This window comes from Flavobacterium hercynium (genome assembly GCF_002217285.1).
Lineage (GTDB): Bacteria > Bacteroidota > Bacteroidia > Flavobacteriales > Flavobacteriaceae > Flavobacterium > Flavobacterium hercynium.
The window spans coordinates 48,755-61,221 of the sequence record NZ_MUGW01000042.1 but is presented as its reverse complement, the minus strand read 5'-3'; the positions used below and the strand labels follow the sequence as shown (position 1 = coordinate 61,221).

10 protein-coding genes are annotated in these 12,467 nt (G+C 34.0%); 6 read left to right on the top strand and 4 right to left on the bottom strand.

Annotated features, from left to right (window positions below; all coding sequences use genetic code 11):
- Positions 1–7 precede the first annotated feature (7 nt).
- Positions 8–793, bottom strand: coding sequence for a formylglycine-generating enzyme family protein (locus tag B0A66_RS18080; RefSeq protein WP_089051262.1), 786 nt, complete (start codon positions 791–793; stop codon positions 8–10).
- A gap of 14 nt (positions 794–807) precedes the next feature.
- Positions 808–2,262: a copper-containing nitrite reductase gene (gene nirK, locus B0A66_RS18075; RefSeq protein WP_165766648.1), complete on the bottom strand. Its 1,455-nt coding sequence runs from the start codon at positions 2,260–2,262 to the stop codon at positions 808–810.
- Positions 2,263–2,548: 286 nt separating this feature from the next.
- Between nirK and B0A66_RS18070 the strand changes: the two genes are divergently transcribed.
- Both B0A66_RS18070 and B0A66_RS18065 read left to right on the top strand, forming a co-directional pair.
- Positions 2,549–3,808 (top strand): aminotransferase class I/II-fold pyridoxal phosphate-dependent enzyme, encoded by a 1,260-nt coding sequence (locus B0A66_RS18070; protein WP_089051260.1) that lies wholly within the window; start codon positions 2,549–2,551, stop codon positions 3,806–3,808.
- A gap of 120 nt (positions 3,809–3,928) precedes the next feature.
- Entirely contained in the window at positions 3,929–4,402 is a 474-nt protein-coding gene (locus B0A66_RS18065) for a hypothetical protein (protein WP_089051308.1), read from the top strand.
- 85 nt (positions 4,403–4,487) lie between these two features.
- Here the strand turns inward: B0A66_RS18065 and B0A66_RS18060 are convergent, their stop codons facing one another.
- Together B0A66_RS18060 and B0A66_RS18055 are read right to left on the bottom strand one after the other, a co-directional pair.
- Complete coding sequence (locus B0A66_RS18060) at positions 4,488–5,606, bottom strand: GTP cyclohydrolase (RefSeq protein WP_089051259.1); 1,119 nt, start codon at positions 5,604–5,606, stop codon at positions 4,488–4,490.
- A gap of 46 nt (positions 5,607–5,652) precedes the next feature.
- On the bottom strand, positions 5,653–6,651 hold the full coding sequence (locus B0A66_RS18055) for a transporter (RefSeq protein WP_089051258.1): 999 nt from the start codon (positions 6,649–6,651) through the stop codon (positions 5,653–5,655).
- Positions 6,652–6,777: 126 nt separating this feature from the next.
- On the opposite strand from B0A66_RS18055, the gene B0A66_RS18050 reads away from it, so the two are divergent.
- Genes B0A66_RS18050 through B0A66_RS18035 form a run of 4 tightly spaced genes read left to right on the top strand, consistent with a single transcriptional unit; the run spans position 6,778 to position 12,416 of the window.
- Entirely contained in the window at positions 6,778–7,062 is a 285-nt protein-coding gene (locus B0A66_RS18050) for a DUF4834 family protein (RefSeq protein WP_089051257.1), read from the top strand.
- 51 nt (positions 7,063–7,113) lie between these two features.
- Positions 7,114–9,549: a YfhO family protein gene (locus B0A66_RS18045; protein ID WP_089051256.1), complete on the top strand. Its 2,436-nt coding sequence runs from the start codon at positions 7,114–7,116 to the stop codon at positions 9,547–9,549.
- A gap of 47 nt (positions 9,550–9,596) precedes the next feature.
- On the top strand, positions 9,597–10,883 hold the full coding sequence (locus B0A66_RS18040; protein WP_089051255.1) for a glycosyltransferase family 4 protein: 1,287 nt from the start codon (positions 9,597–9,599) through the stop codon (positions 10,881–10,883).
- Positions 10,884–10,943: 60 nt separating this feature from the next.
- Positions 10,944–12,416: an oligosaccharide flippase family protein gene (locus B0A66_RS18035; RefSeq protein ID WP_089051307.1), complete on the top strand. Its 1,473-nt coding sequence runs from the start codon at positions 10,944–10,946 to the stop codon at positions 12,414–12,416.
- The last annotated feature ends 51 nt before the right edge of the window (positions 12,417–12,467 follow it).

The following is a 12,467-nucleotide window of genomic DNA, read 5'->3' as shown; positions in this document are numbered from 1 at the left end:
AAATACATTAAAAATTAACGTTTTGGACTTTGGCATCACTGGCACATCTAAAACCGAGATTACGTGTTGAATATTGAGCTTTTAGACTTCCTCTAAAAGCATAGCGCATAAAAGCGGCATAATCCATCAGATCACTTGCGTTTACAGAAGCACCACCGCAAAATAAGTTTTTATCATCTCCTTTATCTTTTCGGGACTCTCCTGATAAAAAAATACTATTAAAATCAGCTGTCCATTCCCAAACTAAGCCGTGCATATCATAAACGCCCCAATAATTCTTAAAGGTTTGTCCTATTTCCTTTTCATACATCCTTGATTTTTCATACCAGGATAAAATGTATGCATTAAATTCTTTTTTGGTTCTGGCATCAATCTTTTTCTCATCGGCCATCGCAACGTATTCCCATTCGTCCATCGTTGGCAATCGTTTGCCTTGACATTCGCAGTATTTTTTGGCAGCAAACCAGGAAACGCTGGTTACAGGCGATTTAGGATTTACTTTTCCAAAATCAAAATCACTTGCCCAATACGTCAGATAACTTTTATCAGCAAAAATTCCCTTTATTTTTGATTTACTGTACGAAGGATTTTTCTTGATGAAATCCAGAAATTCAGCATTCGTAATAGGATAAATATCCATGTCGAACGATTTTACTAGTAAAGGCTTTTGAGAAGTGGCTCCATAAAGAGGGATGAACGAACCCTCTTTAATGGAAACCATTCCAGATTCCTGTGCTTTTGATGAGCTTAGAAGCAACAGGAAAAAAGTAATAATGAAAAAGTTTGTTTTCATACCGAATGTTGCTGTTATCTTAAAGCTTTTATCATTTCCGGAGTAACTTCTGTTTTGTTGTTGCCCCAGCTGTTGTATATATACGTTAGGACATTCGCGATTTCATCATCAGATAAGTTTTGAGAAGGCATCACGCTGTTGTATTTCTTGCCATTTACCGTTACTTCGCCGCTTAAACCATGTAAAATAGTATTGATGGCACGTTTGGAATCGGCATTCAGATAATCTGATTTTGCTAAGGGAGGAAAAGCGTTAGGAATTCCTTGTCCTTCAGATTGGTGACAGGCAAAACAAGTTGTGCTAAAAATAGCTTTACCAATTTTTATTTTTTCTTCTACAGTACGTTTCGGTGTAGGTGTTTTTGCAGCAGTACTTCCTGGCATTTTCTGGATTGTTCCTCCTTCCGGCAGGTAAATACCTTCTTGAATAGTCCCGGAGTAAACGCTGGTGTTTTCTTTTCCTTCTACCTTAAGCATTCCCAGTGCACCTTTGTTAAACGCTCTAAAAATGGAGTGATCTACAAGAATGAAAGTTCCCGGAGTTTCTACCTTAAAATCAACAATAGCAGCACCGCCCGCAGGAATCAAAGTAGTTTGTACATTTTTATTAATGGTGCTGCCACCTTCAACGTGCACGCTGTCAAATATTTCACCAATAACATGAAAAGAAGAAACCAGATTTGGTCCACCATTTCCAACAAATAAACGAACCGTTTCACCTACTTTTGCCGTCAATTCACCTCCGTTGGTTAATGAACCTACTTTTCCGTTAAATACAACATAATCCGGAGTTTCTTTTACCGCTTTATTCATATCAAAAGCCTGTAACCCTTTAGCGCCATACTCTCCCTGCGTATAAAAATCACCCTGCATAACATAGTATTCTTTGTCAACAGGAGGAAGTCCGCCTTCCGGTTCAACCAATATCAATCCGTACATTCCGTTCGCAATGTGCATTCCAACAGGTGCAGTAGCACAGTGATACACATACAATCCGGGATTGATTACTTTAAAATTGAATGTTTTTTCATGTCCCGGGGCTACCAGAGAAGAAGAAGCACCACCTCCCGGGCCTGTAACAGCATGTAAATCGATATTGTGAGGAAGTTTGTTATCCGGATGGTTCTTTAAGTGAAATTCAACTTCATCGCCCACACGAGTTCTTATAAAACTTCCTGGTACAGAGCCGCCAAATGTCCAATAGGTATATTTTACACCATCTGTCATTGTGCCTTCCTGTTCTTTTATTTCCATGTTTACTTTTAGTTTCATGGCTTTTCTTCCGTAAACAGGTTTGGGTACCAAAGGAGGAGCGGTCAGCTCAGCATCCATCTGTCCTTCTGTTACGATATCAGCATAAGAAGTTTCAATTGCTGGTTCTGTTTTTTTGCAGGATTCAAAAAGGAAAATGCTCAAAAGTAAACATAGCAGTACCCTTGATTTTCCGGAGAAAGTACATTTAGTTTTCATAATAAAGTAGTTTAATTTGGGTTTTAAGATGATGTAAAATTAAAAGAGTGTTTTGTCTTTTATTATGATAAAAATCATGGATTAGTTACAATGATATTTTTTACTTAGGGTTTCATTTTTTGCTCATATTTTTAATCTATGAGAAATTTTGTTTCAAAAAGTTTTTTGTCTATCAAGTTAAGATTTTGATTATTTTATAATAAAAGTAAATGGCTGACACAATTTTAGAATAATTATGATTAATTTTGCTCGCTGATTAAAGTTAAAATTATTACTACACTATATTATGGTAAAAGATTTATTCGAAAGAATTCAGGACAATAAAGGCCCGCTTGGAAAATGGGCTTCTCAGGCAGAAGGTTATTACGTTTTTCCAAAGTTAGAAGGTGAGTTGGGTCCAAGAATGAAATTTCACGGGAAAGATATTCTAAACTGGAGTCTGAATGATTACTTAGGTTTAGCGAATCATCCTGAAGTTCGCCAGGCAGATACAGATGCAGCAATTCAATTTGGTGCTGCTTATCCAATGGGAGCTCGTATGATGTCTGGTCATACAAAATATCACGAACAATTAGAAAATGAACTGGCTGCTTTTGTAATGAAAGAATCAGCTTATTTATTAAACTTTGGTTATCAGGGAATGGTATCTATTATTGATGCTTTGGTAACTAAAAATGATATTATTGTTTATGATGTAGATTCACATGCTTGTATTATTGATGGTGTTCGTTTGCACATGGGTAAACGTTTTACTTACAAACACAATGATCTTGAAAGCATGGAGAAAAACCTGCAGCGTGCTACTAAAATGGCAGAAGAAACAGGCGGAGGTATTTTATTTATTACTGAAGGTGTTTTTGGAATGCGCGGGCAACAAGGAAAATTAAAAGAAATTGTTGCATTAAAACAAAAATACACTTTCAGATTATTGGTAGACGATGCACACGGTTTTGGTACACTAGGTAAAACAGGTGCCGGAGCAGGTGAGGAGCAAGGTGTTCAGGATGATATCGATGTGTACTTTTCTACTTTTGCAAAATCTATGGCTAATATTGGTGCTTTTGTAGCAGCTGATAAAAGTGTAATTGATTATTTGAAATACAATTTACGTTCGCAAATGTTTGCAAAAGCATTGCCAATGATCCAGACTTTAGGATCTTTAAAACGTTTAGAATTATTACGTAATTCTTCGTCTATTAAAGATAAACTTTGGGAGAATGTAAATGCATTACAAAGCGGATTAAAAGAAAAAGGATTTAATATTGGAGATACAAATACTTGTATTACACCAGTTTACTTAGAGGGAAGTATTCCTGAAGCAATGGTAATGGTAAACGATTTAAGAGAAAATTACGGAATTTTCCTTTCTATCGTAGTTTATCCTGTAATTCCAAAAGGTATTATTTTGTTAAGAATGATTCCAACAGCTTCTCATACTTTAGCTGATATTGATGAAACGTTAACTGCTTTCGAAGCAATTCGTGAGAAATTAGTAAACGGAACTTACAAAGAAATTGCAGAACGCACAACGGTAGATGTTTCTTAAGTAATGCGCCTAAAATAAAATTCCTTGATGTGGGAATTATGTAAAAAATCCATTCGTTTTGCGAATGGATTTTTTTTTATTTTAACTAATTTTATCTCACTAATCAAAAAAAAGCAAAATATGAAAAAAGTTTTAACATTAATGACCGTGATTTTAACCGTACTTATTTCTTGTAAAAAAGAAACAACTCCGGCTCCTCCGGCAATAACTCCAGATGCACCAAAAGAAGCTGAAATTGCAGAGCCTGCAGGCGACGAATGTTATGTCTCTACAGCAAATGATATTAAGCTAAGTTTTAATATTAATTCTCATCAGGAAGTGAACGGAAAACTATTTTATGGTTTGAAGGAAAAAGATAAAAACGAAGGAACTTTAATAGGAAATATAAAAGGAGATACATTAATTGCTGATTATACTTTTATGTCAGAAGGTGTTTCTTCTATTAGAGAAGTTGTATTTCTTCACAGAGAAAATACCTATATTGAAGGATATGGTGATATTGTAGAAACGAACAATAAAGTATCATTTAAAAATAGAAAGAACTTAAAATTTGATGCAACCAACGTGTTAACAAAAGTGGATTGCGACAAATAATTCCATATCAGAAAAAAAATTGTAAAAAAATAAAAATCCATTCGTTTTGCGAATGGATTTTTTATGTTTAAAAGATGTCTTAATCTTAAAGATATTTTAAATACGTTTTTCTTTGACAGTGAATGGTTGGATCGAAATTTTTCCAAAGCAAATGTATTGCCGTATTCTCTGCTAATTCCGGAGTTCTAATACAATTTACAATTCCTCTTTCAGTAAAAGTTTTAAAATATTCATCAAATATAATAGCAGTTACACCTTTATTTTGATAATCCGGATGAACTCCGATCAGGTAGAAAACCACATCTTTACTCTTTTTTCTTGCTTTTAGTAAATGAAGAAATCCAAACGGAAATAGTTTTCCTTTTGCTTTTTGTAATGCTTCTGAGAAACTGGGCATTACGATACTAAAAGCAATTAAATCATCATTTTTATCTACTACAAATTTGATGTATTCAGGATTAATAAAACTAATGTATTTCTTTTTGAAGTATTCTTTCTGAACATCAGAAATAGCAACAAACGAAGCCAGATTAGCGTATGAAGTATTAAAAAGATCAAACATTTTGTCCACATGCGGCATAATGTCTTTTGTCTTCGTAAATGTTAACGATCTTAGTCCGTATCTCTTTTTGATTAATTCCTGAGCTTTTAAGAAAAATTCAGGATGCACGTTAGAAAACGGGAAAATACTTTCGATGTATTCCTTTTCAACCTGAAAGCCTAATTGTTCAAAATGCGTTACATAATAAGGATTGTTATACCAGGTAATCATAGTTCCCATTTGATCGTATCCTTCTGTTAGAACGCCTACTTTGTCCAGATTAGAGAATCCCATAGGGCCTTCAACATGTTCCAGTTTGTTTGCTCTTCCTAATTCGTACACTTTCTCCAGTAAAGCCTTCGTAACTTCGATATCGTCGATTACATCAAACCAGCCAAAACGAACTTTTCTTTTGTGTTGGTTGTTTACTTCAGCCCAATTGATGATAGCTGTAATTCTTCCCACAATTTCATTATTCTTGTAGGCAATGTAAAAATAAGCTTCGGCATTTTCAAAAGCAGGATTTTTTGTTTTATCAAATGATTCCAGTTCATCAGCAATAATAGGAGGAACCCAATACGGATTGTCCTTGTATAATGAAAAAGGAAATTTGATATATTCTGTTAATTCTTTTTTGCTTTTAGCTTCTTTTATTGTAATCATTAAGATCGGTATTGAAAATGTCTCTGTTAGAGAAGTTGATTATTAATTATTCGTATTGTGATTTACGTTTTCTTTCCTGTTCTTGAAAATCAATTTCTTTCTTCGATTTTTTATTTTTAGGATCCTCCGGTAATTTATTTTTATCCTTAGCTTTTTTAGCGTCTTTTTTAAACTGCATTTGTTGCTCTTTGTATTTAGCATCATAACGCCATGAAACGCCAACTCCTCCGTACATTATAGAAGGTGAGTTTTTGAAGTTGCTGCTAAAAGAAGCATCAACCTGAAGATTAGGATTAATAAGATAAGCAGCTCCAACGCGCCCAATAGCATCGCTGTAAAAGTCGCTTTTAAAACCTTGGTTTTCTACAAAACCAGACCATCTTTCATTAAATCCGTGTGTCAAAGTTAATACATAACCGTAACTTGGAAAATCTGTTGTTATATGATCCGCAATGATGTTAGTAACGAAAACCCATCTTCCACCAGCAAACTGGTTTTGAGTAATCAACATAATTTTAGGAGAAATGGTAGCATCCGGAGAAAAAGAGTAAGGGTTTTTTGCTCCTACGAAATTTGCTCCTGCAAAAGCCGAAACTGCTGGTATTAATTGGTGCCAGTCAAATTTTCGGTTGGCATTATAACTGTAAATGTTTTTTTTCTTTTCGTAGTTTTTAAAAGGATCGTAGATTAAATATTTAGCTCCTAAAACGGTTTGTCTGAAATTATTTTTTTTGTAACTTGTGTAAGGAGTGTTAAAACTTTCAGTCTGGTATTGTAAATCAAGGATGAATTCCAGTTTTTCAAGAAAAGCACCATAACGAAAAGTCAGGTCAGTACCAAAACCGCTTCCGTCATAATCCAGCAGATCGTGTTTTTCTTTGATAGCGTAAACACCCGCTTCTGCTTGGATAACAGACCTTCCAACTGCAAAAGCAGACATTGTTTCGCCAGGTCTGTTAGAGTTGATTACGTCAGTAAATTGCGCGAAAAAAAACTGAGGTATTAAAAAGAGAGTTGCAACAAATAAATTTTTAATTTTCAACATACGTGTATTTTTGGGGTTAAAAAGATATAACGCATTTCAAATGTACTATATTTTATTATTAATTTAAGATTGATATTTTAATTTTAAAGAACGGATTTATTAATTTTGAAAAAAAATTATACAATTATGCAAGAAGCATCTTTTTCAGGTCTAATGAAAGCCATAGTTTACATGGTAGCATTTTATTATATTTTTAAATTTTTAGCTAGAATCTTTTTACCGGTATTGGTAAAAAAAGCGGTTGAGAAAGCGGGAGAAAATTTTTCGAGACAACAACAATATAATCAGGACAACTCGTGGCAAAAAACGCGTACTAATAATGATGAAATAATCATTAATACTGCTAATGCCAAAAATCCTCGTGAAACCAAAAAGGTTGGCGATTATGTTGATTACGAAGAAATAGATTAAGTTTGCGATCTGAATAATAAGATCCAATCATTTAACCCAAACCAGCCAAAATTGAAAATAGTAAATAAGTTCTATCCGCACGCCCTTGTTATCTTGGGCTTTATTCTCGTTTCGTTAATTTATTTTTACCCGGTTTTACAGGGAAAACAGATCTTTCAATCTGATATTGCTCAGTACACCGGAATGGCAAAAGAGCAAAATGATTTTAGAGCTGCGGAAGATTCCGAACCTTACTGGACCAATTCTGCGTTTGGTGGTATGCCAACGTATCAATTAGGAGCAAATTATCCAAACGATTATGTGGGTAAATTAGACGACGCTTTGCGTTTTTTACCGCGTCCGGCTGATTACTTATTTTTGTATTTCTTAGGTTTCTACGGATTACTATTGGTTTTAAAAACCGATCCTTTAAAAGCTTTTATTGGAGCCATTGCATTTGGTTTCTCTACTTATATGATTATCATTCTGGGAGTTGGTCACAATGCAAAAGCACATGCTATTGCATATATGCCGCTGGTAATTGCCGGTTTTATACTCGTCTTTCAGAAAAAATACGTTTGGGGAGGTTTACTCACCATGTTTGCAGTAGCGCTTGAAGTTAATGCGAACCACTTTCAAATGACCTATTATTTATTGATATTCTTATTGATACTTTCAGGTTATTATACTTTTACATTTATTAAAGAAAAAGAATATAAAGAACTTTTGACTTCAATAGGCGTTTTGGCTGTAGCCGGAATTTTTGCTATTGGAGCCAATGCAGCCAATTTAATGGCAACATCTGAATACGCTAAATTTAGTATTCGTGATAAAAGCGAACTGACATTTAATCCTGACGGATCAAAAAATCAAACTACCGCTTCTATGACTACAGAGTATATCACGGAATACAGTTACGGAATAGCAGAAAGTCTTAATCTTATTGCACCAAGAATTTTCGGTGGTTCAAGCCATGAAAATGTGGGTCCAGACAGCCATATGTATTCTTTTATGTTAGAACATGGTGTTGAACCGGCACAAGCGCAGGATTTTGTTTCAGGTTTACCAACCTATTGGGGAGATCAGCCTATTGTTTCTGCGCCGGCTTACATAGGTGCGGTTGTATTCTTTTTGGCAGTTTTGGCACTGTTTATTGATGAAAGAAAAATTAAATATGTATTCCTTTCCGGAGCATTATTTACGTTGATGCTTTCATGGGGTAAAAACTTCTCTTTGTTAACCGACTTCTTTATCGAGTACGTACCAATGTACGATAAGTTTAGAGCGGTATCGTCTATTCAGGTTATCTTAGAATTGTGTTTCCCTGTACTTGCTGTTATGGGATTACAATCGTTTTTTAAAGCAAAAGACGAACCAAAAGTGCAGCAAAAAGCTTTAATTCAGACAGGAGTTTTTGGTATAGGTGTTTTATTGATTTTAGTTATTGCTAAAGGTTTTTTCCATTTTACAGGAATGAGCGATAATCAATATATGGAAATGTACGGACCTGACTTCGTAGATGCTTTAAAAGAAGACAGAATGACAATGTATTCTGCTGATTTATTGCGTTCAGGGTTCTTTATAGTTGTAACTTTTGCCATGTTATGGCTTTTTATAAAAAACAAATTCTCTCAGACTACAACTTTAATTATTGTTGGTTTACTAATGATTTTTGATTTGTTTTTTGTGGATAAAAAATACGTTTCTGCAAAAGATTTTGTGAATCCGGTTCAAATTGCGGCTCCTTTTCAGGAAACACCTATTGATACTGAAATTTTAAAAGATACATCAGTGTACCGTGTATTTGATTTTCAGGGTCAGTTACAGGGAAGATCGTCTTATTTTCATAAAACAATTGGTGGTTACAGCGCTGTTCGTCCAAGAAGAATGCAACAGTTAGTTGATTATCAGATTGTGAAAGGTAATGTAGAAGTACTTAATATGCTAAATGTTAAGTATGTTATTCAGGTAGATAAAGAAGGAAAACAGTTTCCGGTCATCAATCCTGAAGCTAATGGAAATGCATGGTTCGTAAGTACAGTAAGGCTGGTAAACAAGCCTGATGATGTTATGAAAGCCTTAGACAACATCGATACAAAATCGGTAGCAGTATTTAATGTACGCGAAAGCGGAGAACACTTTAAGGCTGCCCGTTTAAAGAAATCGTGGGATACAACAGGAACAATTAAGCTTTTAAAATACAAACCAAATTATATTAAATACAAAGCAAACAGCAAGAAAGATGCATTAGCTGTTTTCTCTGAGATTTATTATAAAGATGGCTGGAATGCTTATATCGATGGAAAATTGACAGATCACTTTCCTGTAGATTACGTTTTAAGAGCGATGGTAATTCCGGGAGGAAAAGAACATACTATTGAATTTAAATTTGAACCACAAGTTGTAAAAACAGGAGGAACAATTGCCTTAATAAGTTCAATCGGAATGTTGTTGTTCTTGATTGCAGGTATTTACATTGAAAGAAAAAAAGCAAATACGGAACTTTAACAGCGAAAAATTAAATTCAAAGTAAGTAGTTTTAGAAAAGAAATAAATTGGAACAAAAAAAAATCTTAATCATTACGTATTATTTCCCGCCAGCTGGAGGCCCAGGTGTTCAGCGCTGGTTAAAATTCGTAAAATATTTGCCTGAATTCAATGTACAGCCTATCGTTTATGTGCCGGAGAACCCGACATATCCAATTGTAGACGAAGGTTTGGTAAGTCAAATATCGGATAAGGTAATAGTTCTTAAAAATAAGATTTGGGAGCCTTATCAATTGGCTTCTGTATTTTCTAAAAACAAAACAAAAAAAATTAGTTCCGGGATTTTTCCGCAAAAGAAAAAACAAACCTTTTTAGATAAATTGTTTCTTTGGGTTCGTGGTAATTTGTTTATTCCGGATGCCCGTGTTTTTTGGGTAAAGCCATCTGTTGCCTACCTCGAAAAATATATTGCAGAAAACAATATCGATACGATTATTACGTCTGGTCCACCGCACAGTCTGCATTTAATTGGATTGGAATTAAAAGAAAAACTAAACGTAAAATGGTTTGCAGATTTCCGTGATCCCTGGACAACGATTGGATACCATAAAGCATTGCGACTTTCGAGTTACGCTGCAAAAAAACATAAGAAATTAGAGCATAAAGTTTTAAATGCTGCTGATACTATTATTGTAACCAGTAAAACGACGAAAACCGAGTTTGAAGCCATCACGACCAAACCAATTTCGGTTATAACGAATGGTTATGATCTCGAAAATGTTGAGCAACAAACATTAGATACCAAATTTACTTTGGCACATATCGGATCATTTTTATCTGATAGAAACCCGCAATTCTTATGGGAATGTCTGGTAGAATTACTTCAGGAAGTTCCGGATTTTAAAACCCATTTAGAGATCAAATTAATAGGTGCTGTAAGTCAGGAAGTTTTGGATGCTATTACTGATTTTAAGCTAAAAGAATACTTAAACCTTTTGGGTTATGTTTCACATCATGAAGCCATTGCACACCAAAAGAAATCGCAAGTTTTGTTGTTGATAGAAATCAATTCTGAAGATACAAAAAGCATTATTCCGGGTAAATTATTCGAATATATGGTTTCCAACCGACCAATAATTGCCATAGGACCTAAAGGTTCTGATTTTTCGGATATTATAAAAGAAACCAATACAGGCGTATTTTTTGATTATTCTGAAAAAGCGAAATTAAAAAGTGTAATTTTGGACTTTTATAATCAATTTTTAGAAGGAAAGTTACAATCTCATGGTGTTGGTTTACAGCAATATTCAAGAAAGAATCTGACCAAACAACTTGCACAGTTGATTAACGGATAACAGCAACAAATAATAATCCTGATGAAGATCGGGATAACACATAAATTCAGAAATCCTAAAATGGGTATTGTTTTAAATCAGTCTTTCAAGAATACTATAATCACTTATATTGGTTTCGCAATTGGTGCTATCAATACACTTTACTTATATCCTATTTACTTAGGAGCAACGTATTATGCATTAACCAACTACATTTTATCAGCTGCAAATGTTATCATGCCTTTGTTTGCTATTGGTATGCAAAATACGCTAGTAAAATTTTACTCGCAATACAAAACCGAAGAAGAAAGAGAACAGTTTTTATCTTTCACCGCTTTATTTCCTATTTTGATGTGTATTCCATTAGGAATCATTGGTATTTTTTTCTTTGATGATATAACAGCATTTGTTACCAAAAAAAATCCCGTAGTAAGAGAATTTATGTTTCTGATTCCATTTATCGGAATTTGTATGGCATACTTTGAAATTTTCTATGCCTGGGCGAGAGTTCACATGCATTCTGTTTTTGGAAATTTTGTGAAAGAAGTGGGGCTTCGATTGGTTTCTACACTTGCCTTAATAGGTTTATATTTTAACTGGATGACGCTTATTCAGTTTGTTTATTTTACAGCGGGAATTTATTTCGTTGCGTTTCTTATAACGATGGGTTACGCTTTTTATGTAAAAAGACCTAATTTTCAAATTACAATACCAGAGAATGTAAAAAGTGTAATGGAGTATACTTTCTATATTATTTTGTCAGGAAGCGTCGCAAATCTACTTTTAGACGGCGATAAATTGATTCTGAATCAATATATGGAAATTGAAAACATTGCGTATTACTCTGTAGCAACCTATATTGCTTTGGTGATTTCAGTACCAAGCCGTGCCATGCACCAAATAGTGTATCCAATTACTGCAAAATTAATGCACGAAAACAAATTTGAGGAACTGAATGTTTTGTACAAAAAGACATCGATCAATCTTCAGATTGTGGGAGGTTATGTCATGTTATGCATTTTTGTAAATATCAATCAGCTTTATGAGATCGTTCCTGAAGATTACAGAGGTGGTATTCCGGTTGTATTTATGATTGGTTTGTCTAAGTACTTCGATCTTATTTTAGGAAATAATAACGCTATCATTTTCAATACAAAATATTACCGTACCGTACTGTTTTTAGGATTAGGATTGGTGGTTTTAACCTTCGTTTTAAACGTTATTTTTATACCGCCTTTCGGTATTATGGGATCTGCTTTTGCTACTTTACTGTCGATTACGTTCTACAGTTTAGCCAAGTTAATGTTTGTGGTTAAAAAATTGCATTTGTATCCGTTTACAGAAAAGAACTTGCATTCTTTAATCTTGACAGGAATCTTGTTTATAGTATTTTATTTTTGGGAGTTTCCGGTATATCCTTTAATCGGGATTGTTCTAAAATCTATTTTGGTAACCATTTTATATTTATACCTGAATTATAAATTTACTATTTCTCCAGACATCAATAAGGTGTTTGATACTATTTTGAGAAAAATAGGTTTTAAAATTAAGTAAGCTTTCTCGCTAAAAAATAGCTGTTTTTATTTTTTTGAAGTTGTTTTGTTT